The organism is Ancylobacter sonchi (genome assembly GCF_018390695.1).
Taxonomy (GTDB): domain Bacteria; phylum Pseudomonadota; class Alphaproteobacteria; order Rhizobiales; family Xanthobacteraceae; genus Ancylobacter; species Ancylobacter sonchi.
This window is the reverse complement of the sequence record NZ_JAHBGF010000016.1, coordinates 340,718-356,946: the sequence shown is the minus strand read 5'-3', so window position 1 is coordinate 356,946 and position 16,229 is coordinate 340,718. Positions and strand designations below refer to the sequence as shown.

16 protein-coding genes and 1 tRNA gene are annotated in these 16,229 nt (G+C 67.1%); 15 read left to right on the top strand and 2 right to left on the bottom strand.

The window, feature by feature from the left end:
* The first annotated feature begins 136 nt into the window (after positions 1–136).
* The 6 genes from KHC28_RS09015 to KHC28_RS08990 all read left to right on the top strand — a co-directional run bounded on the left by KHC28_RS09015 (position 137) and on the right by KHC28_RS08990 (position 5,976).
* The gene (locus KHC28_RS09015) at positions 137–1,096 is read left to right on the top strand and encodes a DUF1223 domain-containing protein (RefSeq protein WP_214007988.1); all 960 of its coding nucleotides are present in this window, start codon (positions 137–139) and stop codon (positions 1,094–1,096) included.
* A gap of 481 nt (positions 1,097–1,577) precedes the next feature.
* On the top strand, positions 1,578–1,919 hold the full coding sequence (locus tag KHC28_RS09010; protein WP_246564612.1) for a DUF2794 domain-containing protein: 342 nt from the start codon (positions 1,578–1,580) through the stop codon (positions 1,917–1,919).
* Positions 1,920–1,964: 45 nt separating this feature from the next.
* On the top strand, positions 1,965–2,846 hold the full coding sequence (gene aguB, locus KHC28_RS09005; RefSeq protein WP_214007986.1) for an N-carbamoylputrescine amidase: 882 nt from the start codon (positions 1,965–1,967) through the stop codon (positions 2,844–2,846).
* A 132-nt stretch (positions 2,847–2,978) separates the two neighbouring features.
* Positions 2,979–4,067 carry an agmatine deiminase gene (gene aguA / locus KHC28_RS09000; RefSeq protein WP_214007985.1) on the top strand — a complete coding sequence of 363 codons (1,089 nt, stop codon included), beginning with the start codon at positions 2,979–2,981 and terminating at the stop codon, positions 4,065–4,067.
* 168 nt (positions 4,068–4,235) lie between these two features.
* Complete coding sequence (locus tag KHC28_RS08995) at positions 4,236–4,895, top strand: hypothetical protein (protein WP_214007984.1); 660 nt, start codon at positions 4,236–4,238, stop codon at positions 4,893–4,895.
* A 406-nt stretch (positions 4,896–5,301) separates the two neighbouring features.
* Complete coding sequence (locus tag KHC28_RS08990; protein ID WP_214007983.1) at positions 5,302–5,976, top strand: class I SAM-dependent methyltransferase; 675 nt, start codon at positions 5,302–5,304, stop codon at positions 5,974–5,976.
* 527 nt (positions 5,977–6,503) lie between these two features.
* Here KHC28_RS08990 and KHC28_RS08985 read toward each other — a convergent pair.
* Complete coding sequence (locus KHC28_RS08985) at positions 6,504–7,700, bottom strand: CaiB/BaiF CoA transferase family protein (RefSeq protein WP_214007982.1); 1,197 nt, start codon at positions 7,698–7,700, stop codon at positions 6,504–6,506.
* Positions 7,701–7,861: 161 nt separating this feature from the next.
* Here KHC28_RS08985 and KHC28_RS08980 point away from each other — a divergent pair, with 161 nt between their 5' ends.
* From KHC28_RS08980 to KHC28_RS08945, 8 genes are all read left to right on the top strand, one after another.
* Positions 7,862–8,641 (top strand): glutamine amidotransferase-related protein, encoded by a 780-nt coding sequence (locus KHC28_RS08980; protein WP_214007981.1) that lies wholly within the window; start codon positions 7,862–7,864, stop codon positions 8,639–8,641.
* A 123-nt stretch (positions 8,642–8,764) separates the two neighbouring features.
* A tRNA-Leu gene (locus KHC28_RS08975) sits at positions 8,765–8,851 on the top strand.
* Between the two features lie 542 nt (positions 8,852–9,393).
* Entirely contained in the window at positions 9,394–9,789 is a 396-nt protein-coding gene (locus KHC28_RS08970; RefSeq protein ID WP_214007980.1) for a hypothetical protein, read from the top strand.
* Between the two features lie 87 nt (positions 9,790–9,876).
* Positions 9,877–10,626 carry a response regulator gene (locus KHC28_RS08965; RefSeq protein ID WP_214007979.1) on the top strand — a complete coding sequence of 250 codons (750 nt, stop codon included), beginning with the start codon at positions 9,877–9,879 and terminating at the stop codon, positions 10,624–10,626.
* Positions 10,623–11,972 (top strand): sensor histidine kinase, encoded by a 1,350-nt coding sequence (locus KHC28_RS08960; RefSeq protein ID WP_214007978.1) that lies wholly within the window; start codon positions 10,623–10,625, stop codon positions 11,970–11,972. Before KHC28_RS08965 ends, KHC28_RS08960 begins: the two co-directional genes overlap by 4 nt.
* Before the next feature lie 137 nt (positions 11,973–12,109).
* Positions 12,110–12,742, top strand: a complete 633-nt coding sequence (locus KHC28_RS08955) for a DUF3313 domain-containing protein (RefSeq protein ID WP_246564529.1) — start codon at positions 12,110–12,112, stop codon at positions 12,740–12,742.
* Between the two features lie 389 nt (positions 12,743–13,131).
* Positions 13,132–13,761, top strand: coding sequence for a hypothetical protein (locus KHC28_RS08950; RefSeq protein ID WP_214007976.1), 630 nt, complete (start codon positions 13,132–13,134; stop codon positions 13,759–13,761).
* A 56-nt stretch (positions 13,762–13,817) separates the two neighbouring features.
* Positions 13,818–14,033, top strand: coding sequence for a hypothetical protein (locus tag KHC28_RS08945; RefSeq protein WP_214007975.1), 216 nt, complete (start codon positions 13,818–13,820; stop codon positions 14,031–14,033).
* Positions 14,034–14,086: 53 nt separating this feature from the next.
* Here the strand turns inward: KHC28_RS08945 and KHC28_RS08940 are convergent, their stop codons facing one another.
* Positions 14,087–14,974, bottom strand: coding sequence for an oxygenase MpaB family protein (locus KHC28_RS08940; RefSeq protein WP_214007974.1), 888 nt, complete (start codon positions 14,972–14,974; stop codon positions 14,087–14,089).
* Between the two features lie 416 nt (positions 14,975–15,390).
* On the opposite strand from KHC28_RS08940, the gene KHC28_RS08935 reads away from it, so the two are divergent.
* On the top strand, positions 15,391–16,164 hold the full coding sequence (locus tag KHC28_RS08935; RefSeq protein WP_214007973.1) for an SDR family oxidoreductase: 774 nt from the start codon (positions 15,391–15,393) through the stop codon (positions 16,162–16,164).
* Positions 16,165–16,229: the final 65 nt, after the last annotated feature.

Here is a 16,229-nt window from a genome sequence, read left to right as displayed (position 1 = left end):
GCGAGCGACACTCCAATGTGACTGGCGGCCGGCTGTGGTGCGTCCTAAAGCCTAGCCGGTACCGTTTCGCTGCCCACTGCCGTCCCCACCTGCCGCCCCCCGCCCGTCGGGACGAAGATGAGGAATTTCCGCGCCGATGCCGTTCCCCTTCTCCGGCCCTGCCGGCCTTCTCCCCCGAGCCGCCTTCCCCCGCCTTGCGGGGTTGAGGGCGTATCTCGCGGAGCGGGATCGTGCGGGGCGGGATAGTCTGGGACGCAACATTCTCGGACGGAGCATTCTCGGACAAAACATTCTCGGACAAAACATTCTCGGACTTGGCATCGGGAGAGCGGCGATCCGGGGGCTGGCGCTCATCGGGCTGATCGCCGCGACCACCGCCCCCGCCCGCGCGCAGGACGCAGCGGCCGCGACCGCCAACACCGCCGCCGCCGCGCCGATCCACGCGGTGACCAAGCCGCGTGCGATCCTCGAACTGTTCACCAGCCAGGGCTGCTCGGCCTGCCCGCCGGCCGACAAGCTGCTGGCCGAGATCGCCGACCGGCCGGACGTGATCGCGCTCACCCTCGCCGTCGACTACTGGGACTATCTCGGCTGGAAGGACACGCTGGCCAAGCACGGCCACACCTCGCGCCAGAAGGCCTATGCCAAGTTGCGCGGCGATTCCAAGATGTTCACCCCGCAGGCGGTGGTGAACGGCACCGCCATGGCGGTGGGCAATGACCGCTCGGCGCTGGAACAGACGCTCGCCACCTCCCGCGCGCCGGACGTGCCGGTGACGCTGAGCGTGCGTGACGGCAAGCTGCATGTCGCCGTCGGGCCCGGCAGCGGCGCCGGCGAGGTCTGGCTCTGCCCGGTGGCCAGCAAGGCCAAGGTGGATATCGGCCGCGGCGAGAACGAGGGCACGCAGATCACCTACCACAATGTGGTGCGCGGCTGGGTGAAGCTCGGCGACTGGACCGGCGCGCCCGCCAGCTTCGAGGCGCCACTGCGCCGGCCGAACGATGTCGACATCGACGCGCTGGCGGTGCTGGTGCAGTCCGGCTCCTCCGCCGCGCCCGGCCCGATCCTCGGCGCCGCTCTCCAGCCGATTCCCTGAACGATCCGCACGGGCTGCCCGGCGATGCGCGGGAAGCCGGCCCCTTGCGCCGGGCAAAAGAAAAGGCCGGCGTTGCGACCAGCCTTGATCAGTTGATTGGGGATTGAACCTGTGTAGCGCCAGGCACGTTCCACGCGACGCCGCGGGGGGCTGGGGGGCTGGGAAACCGATGCGCTTCGCGGATCGGCCTGACGCTAAGGTTAATCTTATCCGCCCCCGACTTGGCGGCCGAAAGGCCGAATCTTGGCAAGCCTGTGTCCGTCGTTGACGAGGCCGTGAGAGGCGGAACTCCGTACGGGCGGGGGCTGGTATCCGGCCCCTCACAAGGTCGCCACGGCATCCGGGGGCTTGTGGCCGCCGGATGCAGAGGCGATCATGACAGATCGATGATGCGTCGCGGCCCGCCGGGGCGGCGGCCATCTCCAGCAAGGCTTCGGCAAGGTTCCGGGAGGTCCGCGTGGCGGATATCGAACCCATAGGACTGGCCGCCGGCGCGCGCGCCGACGACAAGAGCGGCCAGAAGGACAGCGTCGTCACCTTCGACCGGCACGAGCTCGACCGCATTCTCGGCCTCTATGGCCGCATGGTAGCGCTGGGCGAATGGCGGGACTACGCTATCGCCTTCACCCGGGACCGGGCGGTGTTCTCCATCTTCCGCCGCGCCGCCGAGGTGCCGATCTACCGGGTGGAGAAGGATCCGCGCCTCGCCCGCAAGCAGGGCGTCTACACGGTGGTGTCGCAGACCGGGCTCATCCTGAAGCGCGGACATGAGCTTGCCCGCGTGCTCGCGGTGTTGGAAAAGCCTCTGCGGGCGGTCAACTGAGCCACAGCCGCCCCGATTCGGCTTCCCGCGCGACCGGAGTTCCCCATGCGCCTCCTGACCCTCGCCGCCACCCAGATGCGCTGCGACTGGGACGTTCCCGGCAATATCGCCCGCGCCGAGCGCCTGGTGCGCGAGGCGGCCTCTCAGGGGGCGAAACTGATCCTGCTGCAGGAACTGTTCGAGACCCCGTATTTCTGCCAGGACCAGCTCCACGAATTCCTCGATCTCGCCGCCCCGGTCGAGGGCAACAAGCTGATCGCGCATTTCGCCGCGCTGGCCGCCGAGCTCGGCGTGGTCCTGCCGCTCTCCTTTTTCGAGCGTGCCGGGCCGGCGGCCTATAACAGCCTCGCCATGATCGACGCCGACGGCACGGTGATGGGCATCTACCGCAAGAGCCACATTCCCGACGGGCCGGGCTACACGGAGAAGTTCTACTTCTCGCCCGGCGATACCGGCTTCAAGGTGTGGGACACTGCGGTCGGGCGCGTCGGGGTCGGCATCTGCTGGGACCAGTGGTTCCCGGAATCGGCGCGCGTCATGGCGCTGATGGGCGCCGAGGTGCTGCTCTACCCGACCGCCATCGGCTCCGAGCCGCAGGACCCCAGCCTCGATTCCGCCGCTCATTGGCAGCGGGTGATGCAGGGCCACGCCGGCGCCAATCTGATGCCGCTGGTCGCCTCCAACCGCATCGGCACCGAACCCGGTCGTAACGGCACCGAAATCACCTTCTACGGCTCCTCCTTCATCGCCGGGCCGACCGGCGAGAAGGTGGCGGAAGCCGGTCGCACCGACGAGAGCGTGCTGGTGGCGAGCTTCGACCTCGACGCGGTGGCGCAGCAGCGCCGCTCATGGGGCGTGTTCCGCGACCGGCGGCCGGAGCTCTACGCGCCGATCCTCACCCTCGATGGCAAGACCACCCGAGGATGACCACGCGAGGGTGACCCCGCGAGGGTGACCCCGCGAGAGTAACCGCCCGGACAGGGCCGGGCGGGGCCGACCTGCCCGATCCTTCCGCCACCACCCTTGCCGCCACCGCTCTCCCTTATCGACGAGCCCAGCATGACCGACACGCTCCCCAGCCTGCCCACCGCCGATGGCTTCCGCATGCCGGCCGAATGGGAGCCGCATGACGGCACCTGGATGATCTGGCCGGAGCGGCCGGATAATTGGCGCGAGGGCGCGGTGCCGGCGCAGGCCGCCTTCACGGCGGTGGCGAGCGCGATCGCCCGCTTCGAGCCGGTGAGCATGCTGGTTACCGCCGCGCAATGGCAGAACGCCCGCGCGCAGCTTCCGCCGCATATCCGCCTCGTCGAGGCTTTGAGCGACGACAGCTGGTGCCGCGACAGCGGGCCGACCTTCGTCAGCGACGCTGAGGGCCGGCTGCGCGGTGTCGACTGGGAGTTCAACGCCTGGGGCGGACTCTATTCGCCCTATGACAATGACCGGCTGATCGCCGCCAAGGTGCTGGAGACCGAGCGCGCGCCGCGCTACGCCGCGCCGCTGGTGCTGGAGGGCGGCTCGATCCATGTCGATGGCGAGGGCACGCTGCTCACCACCGAGGAATGCCTGCTCAACCCCAACCGCAATCCCGACCTCTCCCGCGAGGAGATCGAGCAGCACCTGAAGGATCATCTCGGCGTCTCGACCATCCTCTGGCTCGGCGCCGGGCTGGTGGACGACGAAACCTCCGGCCATATCGACAATATCGCCTGCTTCGTGCGGCCGGGCGTGATCGCGCTCACCTGGTGCGACGACCCGGCCGACCCGCAATACGCCATCTCGCGCGACGCCTTCGACCGGCTGAGCGGTGCGCGCGACGCCAAGGGTCGCGCCATCGAGGTGGTGAAGCTGCCGCTGCCCGGACCGCTGTTCCGCACCCCGGAGGAAGCGATCGACCTCACCTCCGGCGGCACCATGACACGGCAGGTCGGCGAGCGGCTCGGCGGCTCCTATGTCAATTTCTACGTCGGCAACGGCTTCGTGCTGATGCCCGCGCTCGACCCCGCCCATGACGGCGAGGCGGCGGAGATCCTCGCCCGGCTGTTCCCCGGCCGCGAGGTGGTGGCGCTGCCGACCCGCGAGATCCTGCTCGGCGGCGGCAATATCCATTGCATAACCCAGCAGCAGCCGGCGGGAAGGCCGGGCTGATCGGCAAGCTCCGGCTTTCCTCTGCGGACGCGGGCGGCTAGAGCATCTCCGGCGAGCCGATGTTCGCCGGAGATGCTCTAGGGTCTTGTTCGGACGCGTTTTCTTCATGCGAACCGGATTCCGCTTCGCTCGAAAACGCTCTAGCGTGCGCCGGCTGGGGAGACACCGATGACGCTGCCGACCGAACCGCCGGAGGCGAATGACGCCGCTGCGCCGACCGGCGAACCTGCCGGGACGAGCGTGCCGCTGCTCGCGCCGACCTTGAGCCCGGCCGAGCTCGACACGCTGCTGCGGTACGCCCGGACGGCGCGGAGCATCGTCGAATATGGCTGCGGCCATTCCACCGGCGAGTTCGTCCGCCTCAGCGTGGCGCGCATTCTCAGCATCGATTCCGATCCGGCCTGGATCGAGCGGCTGCGGCTGGTGCCGGAACTGGCCGCGGCGGAGGCCGAGGGGCGCCTCGGCTTCGTCCATATCGATCTCGGCCCGGTGAAGAACTGGGGCAAGCCGAAGGACCGCAGCCTGAAGCAGCGCTGGCCGGCCTATCCCCTGGCGCCCTGGGTGCGCGAGCCGGATTACGCCCCCGATCTCGTCTTCGTCGACGGGCGCTTCCGCGTCGCCTCGATCCTCGCCGCGCTGCTGTTCGGCCCGCCCGGCGTCACCGTGGTGGCGCATGATTTCTGGAGCCGGCCGGAGTACCACGCGGTGCTCGCCTTCGCCGACGTGGTGGAGCGAGCGGAGACGCTGGCGGTGCTGCGCGCCGCGCCGGGCCTCGACCTCGTGGCGCTGGCGACGGCGCTGCGCCCGGCCCTCGTCGAGCCGCGCTGACGGCAAAGCGACGTATCACCGCACGATATTCTCGTTCTTCTTTATCCGGTAACCGCTCCGCGGCCGCCGCCGCTCATCTGCGGCATGTCGACACGGTTTACATGTACCTCTCAGATTTGCCGGCTCATATTCTTCGGAACGATAAAAAGACTCCGAATTATGTTTCAGATTCGTTTTAATGGCGGACGATAATAGGTCAGTCATTATTCCGAATCCTTTTTATTGCATCGCAAGATCAAACAATCTACGTTTTCATCTCGCTCTTCCATTCAACAAGACTCTTATTTGAATATCGCCTTACATATGCATGAGTTCGGTTGAAAAATAATTCAAACGCCGAAACAACGGCGTCGGATCAAAACCGCCAGGTTTTACCAGGACCGAGATCCCAGAGCAGGGAGACACCATGAACTTTGCAACGCCAATATTGTCCGCTGAACCGGTTATCTCGGCTGTTATTCCCAACGAGCCGATTGCCTCTGCGGAAATCGCCATCCCCACGCTCAAGCCGACGATGACCCGGGCCGAACTGGAAGCGTTCTCCCGGCATGCCAAGCAGGCGCGCAGCGTCATCGAGTTCGGCTGCGGGCACTCCACCAACGAATTCATCCGGCTCGGCGTCGCGCGCGTGATGAGCGTTGATTCCGACCCGGAATGGCTGGACCGGCTGGAACGGATTCCGGCGCTGGGAAGAGCGAAGGCGCGAGGGCGGCTCTCTCTGATCCATGGCGATATCGGGCCGGTCGGCGCCTGGGGCAAGCCCAGCGACAAGAGCCTGCGCGGCCGCTGGTCGTCCTATGTGATGGCGCCCTGGCAGCTGGCTCCGATGTTCAAACCGGATCTCGTCTTCGTGGATGGACGTTTCCGGGCCGCCTGCACCCTGTCCGCCTATATGTTCGGCCCGCCGCACGTCACGGTGATGGTGCACGATTTCTGGAATCGCACCGCTTATCACTCGGTGCTGCAGTTTTCCGAGGTCGTGGAAGAGGTCGAGAGGTTGGCCGTGCTGCGGCCGAAGCCGGATCTCAATCACCGGGATCTGGCGGCGGCGATGCGCAGGACCCTGGGCGACCAGCGCTGATCCACCGGCGGTCGGCACCCGTCGAAGCCACGGCGGGTGCTGTCCTCGGCTCCCCCTCGCCCCATCGGTTTTCCGGGTAAGGAACCGGAACACGCTGCATGGGCATATGGCAGACCGTCTCCAAAGGCGGGATGCCATGCTTGCGGGGTGTTCAATATGTGGCCGATGTAGCGACAGACAATGTCGCCGGCCCCTCGATCAAGCCGTCATTATCCGGCGCGGGCAGTTTCGCCGTGGCTTTTCTATGCCGGCCGAGATCTATCCTTCCGTGTGTCAGCAACAATGCGGCAGGGAAGAAGATTTACGCTGCCTGAGATCAACGCCGCCGTCACCGCGGCACGGCATGCTTTGCTGAATCTGGATGCGGATTTGCCGCCGCGCCATTCACTTGGCACGCAGCTGGCCCGTCGCCCACCCGATCGGATCGAAACGGTATACGGCCGGTCCCGCGCGGCGGGCACCACATCGAGAACGGCGGAGAGACGAGCGAGGCATGGCGCCGCTCCCCTGCGCCCAGCGACCGCCACTCAGCCGATCACGCCGGCCTGCCGCAGCGCGGCGATCCGGTCCGGCGCGTAGCCCAGCGCCTCGGCCAGCACGAGGTCGGTATGCTCGCCAAGCCCCGGCGGCACCGCGCGCACGCTGGGCGGCGCTTCCGACAGCCGCAGCGGGCTCGCCACCGAGCGGAACGTGCCGATGGACGGATGCGACGTCTCCACCACGCTGCCGCGCAGCTGCGCCGTCTCGCCGGCGAAGGCCTCCGACACCGTGTGCACCTTGCCGGCGGGAATGCCGAAGCGATGCAGCTCATCGAGAATCTCGCCCAGCGCGAAGCCGGCGATCTTCGCCGAGAGCGGCGGCAACAGCTCCGCCCGGTTTTCCGCCCTGCCGCGATTGGTGACGAAGCGGGGATCGGCGGCGAGCTCGGGCGCGCCGAGCACGTTGACGCACAGCCGGCGATACTGCTCGTCATTGCCGACCGCCAATGCCAGGCGCCCGTCGCGGCAGGCGAAGATCTGGTAGGGCACGATGGAGGGGTGCGCGTTGCCGAAGCGCTTCGCCTCCGCCCCGGTGTTGAGATGCGCCGAGGCGACATTGGCGAGCAGGAACAGCGCCCCGTCCATCAGCGCGATGTCGATCGCCTGTCCGTGCCCGGTACGCTCTCGCATATAGAGGGCGGCGAGGATCGCCTGCACCGCGTTCATGCCGGAGACGAGGTCCACGAAGGCGACGCCGAGCTTCATCGGCTCGCCCTCGGCCTCGCCGGTGATCGCCATGAAGCCGGATTCCGCCTGGATGACGAAATCATAGCCGGGCCGGTCTTCCTGCGCGTTTCCGCGGCCATAGCCGGAGATCGAGCAATAGATCAGCCGCGGGTTGATCGCCTTGAGGTCTTCATAGGTCAGGCGGAACTTGCGCAGGCTCGCCGGGCGGAAATTCTCGATGACGATGTCGGCCTGGCGCGCGAGGCCGATGACGATCTCGCGTCCCTCCGGCGTGGTGAGGTCGACGGCGAGGCTCTTCTTGTTGCGGTTGGCGGCGAGATAATAGGTGGCGATGCCGCCGGCGGCGGGCGGTGCCCAGGTCCGGGTGTCGTCGCCGGTGCCGGGATTCTCGACCTTCCACACCTCGGCGCCGAGATCGCCGAGCGTCATCGTCGCCCATGGCCCCGCAAGGACCCGCGACAGGTCGAGTACCTTGATGCCGTCGAGCGCGCCTTGCATGGGGGTCCCCTCGGTTTCGCGGGACCGCACATAGCGGTATCCGACGCCACGGGGCAAGCGCCCGTCCAAAGGCGGAGACGCCGCAGGCGCGAACGGGCTTGCATCCGGCGGCCTTCCCATCGTTATATTCATGTGGATATAGCGATGGGAAGGTAGTGACTATGCGCGGCAGGCAGCGCGCGGACCGGCGGCTCTCCGCCGTGGCGATCCGCCATGTGGCCTTCGAGGACCTCGGGAGCTTTGCCCGCACGCTCGACGCGCGCGGCTGGTCGGTGTCCTATTGCGAGGCGAGCACCGACCAGCTGTCGCACTATTCCATCCGCGACGCCGACCTCGTCATCGTGCTCGACGGTCCGATCGGCCTCGGCGACCGGCGCGCCTTCCGCTTCCTCGACAGCGAGATGCACCTGATCGAGCGCCGGCTGGCGCGCGGGCTGCCGACGCTCGGCATCGGCCTCGGCGCGCAATTGATGGCGGCGGCAACCGGCGGACGGGTCGAGGCCGGCGCCCCGACGCCGATCGGCTGGGGCGAGCTATCGCTGACCCCCGAGGGCCGGCGCTCGGCGCTGGCGCCACTCGGCCAGCCCGGCGCCAAGGTGCTGCACTGGCGCGGCGACGGCATCGAGCTACCGCCCGGCGCCCGCCGGCTCGCCTTCGACGCCCGGCGCGAGAACCAGGCCTTTGCCTGCGGCGAGGCCGGGCTGGCGCTGCAATTCCATCTGGAGGCCGATCCGCGCGGGCTGGAGGAATGGTATGTCGGCCACGCGGTGGCGCTCGCCGCCGCCGGCATCGACGTACGCCAGCTGCGCCGGCAGGGCCGCGACTGCGCGATGGCGGCCGGCGCGATGGCCGAGACGGTGTTCGGCGGCTGGCTCGACGCCCGCTTCCCCGAGGCGGCCGCGCCGACCGGGCTCGACCCGCTGGCCCGGCTGTCGGCCTAAGCCGTCCGCGGGCGGTATTGCCGGACCGGCGGAAGCCCGGCCTCGCATTGTCGGTGCGATGGCGGTTCGATAGCGCGATGGCCGCTTGGCGAGCCGCGCCATCCGTTATAGATAGCTCCCCGCGCGGGCGTGGCGGAATTGGTAGACGCAGCGGACTCAAAATCCGCCGTCCTCACGGATATGTCGGTTCGAGTCCGACCGCCCGCACCATGTTTGCTTGCGCGATGCCGCCCGCCACTCCATCGCGGCGGTTCGCCTTCGTTCCGCCTCGGCGCGCCGGGCATCGATGCCTCCCCGGTACGGAATCCATCTGTCGAGCTTTAACCTCCCGGCGTCGCCCCGGGCCGCGAGAAAACGGCCAAGCCAGGCAGGCGCTTCCCGATCCGGATACCGGGGCGGGCGCTTCGTCGTGCATGCCGACCGCTGGCCATCGTCGTTTCCACTCGCAGACGCAGACCGCGGCGTGGGGCTCATATGGCTACCCGGCCCGCTTCCTCCCGATCACAAGACGATCGCCGATTCCCGCGGGAAGGACGCCCGGCGATCCGCCGCGCCTGCCTATTCTTCCTCCCGCCAAGATCGCCCGCCGATGGAAGCGCTGCGCTGTCCCTGCCGCGCGCCGGCCTCCCGGCACGTCCGCGAGCACGGATCGCGACGGAAACAAATCTTAACAAGTCAACATCCCCGTTCACACCGAACGCATCAACCCTAGGAGGAAAGCCGCAGGCAAGCCGCCCCAGGAAAGTCCGTCCATGAGTCCGACGCCCCATGCATCCAGCTCCCGCGACTTCCTGGTCTGCATACCGGATCAACAAATGCTGGCGATGATGAACGATGCCCTGACGGCCGCCGGCTTCTCGGTGACCGGCACCAGGGATATCGCCGAGCTCGACGAGGCGCTGCCGCTGGCTGGCTATGTGGGCATTCTCACCGTCGCAAGTCTCGTCGGGCCAATTACGGCGCGGTCCGATCTTCCGCTCCTCGACATTTTTCCATTCTGCCGTCGGTGGGGAGCGAACGGCGATCGAGCGACGGATGATTTTCTCGACAGGGAGGCTATGCTCGCGCGTCTTCGCGCCTTCCATCGGCGGCGTCGGGCCCGCCCCGTGGAACGATCGGTGGCACGCCCCATGGACGGCGCGTCCTGAGCGCGAACGTTCCTGTTGCCGCACGGCTGTTCCGGCGAGCCCGGCCGATCATAGGGCGCCCCCGCCGAGTTCCTGGAGTCATCTGTCATGTTGGAGGTTGCGCCCGCATCGGGCGAGAACGGGCATCGCATCTCACCCTCCGTGCTGATCGTCGAAGATGATCGCGACATCGCGAAGTTGCTCGCCGACCTGGTGAGGGAGGCCGGCTTCATCGCCACGGCAGCCCTCTCGGGCCATGAGATGGACCGACTGCTGAAGCGCCAGGCATTCGACCTCATCGTGCTCGACGCGATGCTGCCCGGCGAGGACGGCTTCAGCATTTGCCGCCGGCTACGGGCATCCGGGCCGGTGCCGATCCTGATGCTCACCGCATTGGGAGAGGACATCGACCGCGTCCTGGGGTTGGAGCTCGGCGCCGACGACTACGTCACGAAGCCCTTCAACTCCCGCGAGCTTCTGGTGCGGATCAAGGGGCTGTTGCGCAGGGCCTCCTATGTGAGCCAAGCGGAGAACCGGCGGTCGGTCCTCATCTTTGCCGGGTGGCGGCTCGATCCGGTCGGGCGAAGCCTGCATGACCCGGACGGCGTCGAGATTTCGATGACGACCGCGGAGTTCGACATCCTGCAGGCGTTCTGCTCCAACCCCGGACGGGTGATGACGCGCGAGCAGCTGCTCTCGTTGACGCATGCCGGGACCGCCGGCCCGGTCCAGCGCAGCATCGACGTCCATATCAGCCGCGTGCGCCAGAAGATCGAACCCAACGCAAAGGAGCCGTCGCTGATCAAGACGGTTCGGCTCGGCGGCTATCTCTTCACTCCGACGGTCGACAAAGAATGATCCTCAGGCGCCTCAGCCTTGCATCGATGCGCAAGCAGATCTTTCTGCTCGCCGTCCTGCCGATCTTCCTCCTCGCCGCCTTCGCCGCCGTGCGCGGCGCCCTGAGAGAAATCGGCTATCATCACGTCGAGTGGGCGAGCTTCGTCGCCGGCCATATCCCGATCATCGCCGACGAGATCCGGGCGGCGGCCTCCTCCGAGCAGCAGCGATCCGTCATCGAGGCGGCGGCGAGAGACGGCCTGCAGGCGGAAATGGTCGAGCGGCCGATTGCCGACGCACTCGACCTGAGATCCGGCTATGTCGACCAGCGAGTCTTCCGCGACCTCGTCGATCGACTGGTGATCCTGAGCGATGCCGCCCCCGGCACGGGTGCCCCGTTGGCCGTGCGAATCGACGAGCATCGATCGATCCTCCTGCGCCCGGACCTGCCGGCTTTCCCGTCGCGACCCGAGGAGGTCATGCGGACACTGGGAATCACCTCCCTGGTGGTGCTGCCGGTGCTGCTGCTCTCCTACTATCTCAGCTACCACCTCACGCGACCCTTGATCGATTTCGCCGCCGCCGCGCGGCGCATCAGCCTCGACGAAGACTCGCAGGAGTCGTTCGACGCCAATGGCGCCTTCGAGATCCGCAGCCTCGGCAACTCGCTCAATGTCATGCAATCCAGGATCCGCCGCATGATCGGCCAGCGAACCGCTTTGCTGCGATCGATCGGGCACGACCTGCGCACCCCGCTCACGCGACTGCGCATGCGCGCGGAGCGTTGCCCCGATGCGGAACTCCAGCAGGCCATGCTGCAGGACATTTCCAACCTGTCGGCGATGGTCGACGAGAGCATGCGGTATCTCGGCAATACGGAAAGCGGCAGGGAGCCTCGACGTCGAATCGATCTTGCGAGCCTCATGCAGACGATCGCGGCCGACTATGCCGACATCAACATCACCGTCTCCGTCATCGGACCGAGGCGGCTGGTGTACACGTGCATGCCGCGCGCCCTGACCCGCGCCCTTTCCAACCTGATCGACAACGCATCGCGCTACGGCACGCAGATCGAACTCGCCTATCGCGAAGACCGAGACGGCGATGTTCTGATCGAGGTCCGCGACGATGGACCCGGTCTTTCCGACGAGCTGAAGACGCGGGCGCTGGAGCCGTTCTTCAAGGCCGACACAGCGCGCACGGCGGCACCACGCAGCGGCATCGGCCTGGGCTTACCCATCGCCAACGGGATGGCCAAGGCGCATGGCGGTTCGCTTCGGCTCATCGACCGCGAGCCTCATGGCCTCATAGCCCGGCTCGTCCTGCCGGCAGACACTGAAGATTCGACCGCGAAAACAACCGATTAGTACGCACGCGCCCACGTAACATCTCTTAATATCAAAACAGCCACCACAACATCTCCGCCTCTAGGGTTTCCTCGTCCGAAGGGAGTTTCCCGGATCTTTTATCGAGGAATGTTACGCCGATGCGGAGCCGCACTTACTTGCTGATCGCCAGCAGCCTGACCCTTGCAGGATGTCAATCCGCGGCGCCCAGCCACTACAGCGAACTGGCCTCGTCATCGTTGCTGCAACCCGACGCTTCCGCGAACGCCGGCCGCGTGCCGTTCAGCTACAGCAGCAACACGAACTGGTCGGACTACGACAGCGCGATCCTCGATCCCGTCGTCATCTATCAGGGAGCGGACAATCAATTCGGCGAGCTGACGGAGGCCGACAGGAAGACCCTCGCGGACTATTTGCAGGACCGCTTCGCGCAGCAGCTGGCCACGCGCTTCGCGCCCGCCACCAAGCCATCGCCGCATACACTGCGGGTACGGGTGACCCTGACGGGCGCCGTCAAGAACACGCCCGTGCTCGGCACCTTCTCCCGCATCGACGTCGCCGGCCTCGTCTATAATGGCGTGCAGACGGCGCGCGATGGGGAAGGCAGCTTCACCGGCTCGGTGATGTATGCCGTCGAAGTCTTCGACTCCCGTTCCAATCGTCTGCTGACCGCCTTCGTCGGCAAGCAGTTCCCCAAGCCGTCCAATATCGGGGCGAGCATGGGCGACCTGACCGCTGCAAAAGCCGGCATCGACAGAGGAGCCGAAGAGCTCGCCGCGAGGTTCCGATAGCGATCCCGGCGTCGCGGCGCGCGGGGCCGGAAATGCGCGAGGCCGGGACACGCGAATACTTGTTCCCCCACACAGCGTCGGGCGGCCCCGGCCAGTACCGCCCGTGAGCAATCCCATCGCAGAGCCGAAGCCACCATCGGCTCTCACCCAAGGTTCCGTTGGCGCACCCCGCACACAGGCGTCATTCGCTCAAGGACGAGATCCGGTCCGAGCCATGATCACGCGCCTGGGCACCGACGGAACCCGAGCTGCGGGCGGCGCACCATCCGCCCCCCCGCGCGCGCCGTCCGCAGCTCCCACTTCTCTGGTCAACAGCAAGCTTATCCATGTGGCCTTTACGTCGGAGACAGACGTAACGGCGCGAAAAATGGATGGAAGGACTTAGGACTATGATGAAAGCTATGATTTCCAGGTCCTGGCTCAGGCAGAACGACACGATCCGGATGTGGAGTATCGGCCTCGGTCTCTGCGGGATCGCCGCCGGGCTCGTCTATGCGGCCGTCCCCAAACAGGACAGGACGCCGATGGCGGACTCGGCCGCCAGCGAGCGGATGGCGAGCGTCTTGCCGGACCCTGTGGAGCTCAATCGCCTGTTTGCCGAGATCGAGGAGCGTGGCGCCCCACGCATCGTTGCGAGCCCGGCACGCGCGGCGACCGCCTCATCCATGGCGATCTTGGCCGACGCCGCCGCGCCGACCAAGACCGAGATCAAGCGCCAGCCGGTGAAAAAGACGACAGTCACCACCTCGGCGATCGAGCGCTTCGACCGCTGCAGCACGATGTGCGAGACGCGCGATCCGCTCGTCATTGCTCGCATTCGCAGCCCGCTCCCGCCGACGCCGCCAGTGCCACCTGTCGCCGATACCGCGCAGCGACCGAACCCGGAGGCCGAATTGACGGGAGGCCAGCTCGTTCTGGCGGGCGGTCGATATGCCCTCGGTCAGCTGGCCGACGCGCCGCGTACCACTCTGGCGATCGGACAGAGCGCGCTCTCCCGCATGGCCAGCGCGATCTGGTGACTTGCGCGATCCGGACAGCCGTTCATCGGTTACCCAATGACAAGGATATGACAACGATGCAGCTCATCGCCGACGCTTTCATGTGGGGAACGGCAATCGTCGCCTTTCTCCTTCCCGTTGCAATCGGCCTGCCCCTGCTGCTTATCGCCTCGGGGATCATCGTCGCGCATCTTGAGGGCGATGACGAAGACGAGGGGATGATCGACCCCGTGCCGCTGAGCGGGAGCAACATGGCGGACAGAAACGGGTCCGTCGCCTACCAGCAGCCATAGCCACGAATGGTGCGAGATCGTGCCGTGGATCGGCCGGGCGCCGGGGTACGAGACTAGATCGACATACGCCGTCGCGCCCTGGCTGCGGCGCCATTGCGCAACGCCCAGCGCCCGACCGGGGTGGCCCAGCTCATCAGCTGGACCGCGCCAATAAGATCGGGTCGCTCGGATTTGGGGATCAGCTCGCGGATCGGCTCGGGCATGAGCGAGCCACCGGCCGCCATCACGAAGCGGCGAAACATCCTCAGGGCGGGCGACTGCACCGGGGCGGACGAGATCACCTCCAGCACCTCCCGCGTCCGCTGGTCGAAGCGCAGTCCCGGCGTCATGGACCGCAGATACGCGTCCACCGCCACCGCGGTGACCGGCACGTCCCGCGCGCCCAGCATCTCGGCCACAAGGGCCATCTCGCGGAAATAGCGATCCTGCTCGGCCTCGGGCATGTGCGGGGCGACGAAGGCGCGATGCGCCGCCAGGAATCCCGAGGCCTCGGCGACATGGATCCAGGTCAGCAGGGCCGGGTCGCTGGCGTTGTAAGGCGTTCCCGAGGCATCGATGCCGGCCACGCTCAGATGGCGCTGGCGCACGCGCTCGATGAGCGCTTCCGCCGTCGGCCGGGCGGCATAGGTGGTGCCGGCCACGAACTGCGCCGTGCGCGCCAGCCGCCCCATCACATCGGCGCGGAAGTTGGAATGGTCCCACACGCCGGCGATGGCGAGCGGATGCAGCATCTGCGTCATCAGGGCGGAGACCCCGCCGACAATCATCGGCACGAAGTCCGCATGGACCTGCCAAACCATCGATTCCGGGCCGAACAGGCCGGGATCGCCCGGCGGTTCGTCGAAGTTGATGACGCCGGCGCCGGTAATCTGCCGGATATTGCGCTGCAGGGCGGAACGGACAGGGTTCACCGCGTTCTCGAGAACAAGCCGGGGGTTCATGCGTCCACGTATATTTCGACCAAGCCTCGGATCCATCCGGTCGGTCACCTGATGTTCGCCAAGGAGTATGCGCCATTGAACGACCGAGGTGCTCGCCGAAAATGCGACCCGCGCGAACAGGACGGTCTCGGGGGCACCTCGCCCGAGGCCGACGGCCGCACCACCATATGTGCCCGACGAGCACAAGGCTGCCGGATCTGCCGGAAGAAGCCGACCGCCCGGTCGCCGGCCCGCTCCCCGGCCTTGCCCAGCCGGCCGTCCCTGCACGGATTGTGGGAGCATCCTGACAGGATGCTGCGGTTCTGACAGGGAATGCCGGCCACTTCGATTTTATCTGTAATCCCAGGGCGATAGTCTGCCTTCGCGTGAGCGACGGCGCATGACGTCGCGCGCAGGGCAGCACAGGAGCAGTCGCCATGGCCGATCACAGCATCTCCGGCAAGACCATCATCATCGCCGGCGGCGCCAAGAATCTGGGCGGCCTGCTCGCCCGCGATCTCGCCGCCCACGGCGCCAAGGCCGTCGCCATCCACTACAACAGCGCCGCCTCGCGGCCGGAGGCCGAGGCCACCCTCGCTGCGGTCGAAGCCGCCGGCGCCAAGGCCGTCGCCTTCCAGGCCGACCTCACCACCGCCGGCGCGGTGGAGAAACTGTTCGCCGACACCGTCGCCGCCATCGGCCGCCCGGACATCGCCATCAACACCGTCGGCAAGGTGTTGAAGAAGCCGATGAGCGAGATCACCGAAGCCGACTATGACGAGATGAGCGCCGTCAACGCCAAGACCGCCTTCTTCTTCCTCAAGGAGGCTGGCCGGCACGTGAACGACAACGGCAAGATCGTCACCCTCGTGACCTCGCTGCTCGGCGCCTACACGCCGTTCTATTCCTCCTATGCCGGCACCAAGGCACCGGTCGAGCACTTCACCCGCGCCGCTTCCAAGGAATTCGGCACCCGCGGCATCTCGGTGACCGCGATCGGCCCCGGACCGATGGACACCCCGTTCTTCTACCCGGCCGAGGGAGCCGAGGCGGTCGCCTATCACAAGACGGCGGCGGCGCTGTCCGGCTTCTCCAAGACCGGGCTCACCGACATCGCCGACATCGTGCCGTGGATCCGGCTCCTCGTCTCCGAGGGCTGGTGGATGACCGGCCAGACCATCCTCGTGAATGGCGGCTACACCACCAAATAGTTCTCGATCACCTCGTCCCCTTCGATGTCGTCATCGCCCGGGCCGGCTCCGCAATGTCGTTCCGG

Bases quoted from the DNA above. Each gene is read 5' to 3' on its own strand.
- aguB (WP_214007986.1), top strand. From the start codon at position 1,965: ATGCGCCTCCTGACCCTCGCCGCCACCCAGATGCGCTGCGACTGGGAC.
- KHC28_RS08970 (WP_214007980.1), top strand. From the start codon at position 9,394: ATGAGTCCGACGCCCCATGCATCCAGCTCCCGCGACTTCCTGGTCTGC.
- KHC28_RS08940 (WP_214007974.1), bottom strand. From the start codon at position 14,974: ATGAACCCCCGGCTTGTTCTCGAGAACGCGGTGAACCCTGTCCGTTCC.
- KHC28_RS08990 (WP_214007983.1), top strand. From the start codon at position 5,302: ATGAACTTTGCAACGCCAATATTGTCCGCTGAACCGGTTATCTCGGCT.
- aguA (WP_214007985.1), top strand. From the start codon at position 2,979: ATGACCGACACGCTCCCCAGCCTGCCCACCGCCGATGGCTTCCGCATG.
- KHC28_RS08980 (WP_214007981.1), top strand. From the start codon at position 7,862: ATGCGCGGCAGGCAGCGCGCGGACCGGCGGCTCTCCGCCGTGGCGATC.
- KHC28_RS08965 (WP_214007979.1), top strand. From the start codon at position 9,877: ATGTTGGAGGTTGCGCCCGCATCGGGCGAGAACGGGCATCGCATCTCA.
- KHC28_RS08995 (WP_214007984.1), top strand. From the start codon at position 4,236: ATGACGCTGCCGACCGAACCGCCGGAGGCGAATGACGCCGCTGCGCCG.
- KHC28_RS08945 (WP_214007975.1), top strand. From the start codon at position 13,818: ATGCAGCTCATCGCCGACGCTTTCATGTGGGGAACGGCAATCGTCGCC.
- KHC28_RS08935 (WP_214007973.1), top strand. From the start codon at position 15,391: ATGGCCGATCACAGCATCTCCGGCAAGACCATCATCATCGCCGGCGGC.
- KHC28_RS09015 (WP_214007988.1), top strand. From the start codon at position 137: ATGCCGTTCCCCTTCTCCGGCCCTGCCGGCCTTCTCCCCCGAGCCGCC.
- KHC28_RS08960 (WP_214007978.1), top strand. From the start codon at position 10,623: ATGATCCTCAGGCGCCTCAGCCTTGCATCGATGCGCAAGCAGATCTTT.
- KHC28_RS08985 (WP_214007982.1), bottom strand. From the start codon at position 7,700: ATGCAAGGCGCGCTCGACGGCATCAAGGTACTCGACCTGTCGCGGGTC.
- KHC28_RS08950 (WP_214007976.1), top strand. From the start codon at position 13,132: ATGATGAAAGCTATGATTTCCAGGTCCTGGCTCAGGCAGAACGACACG.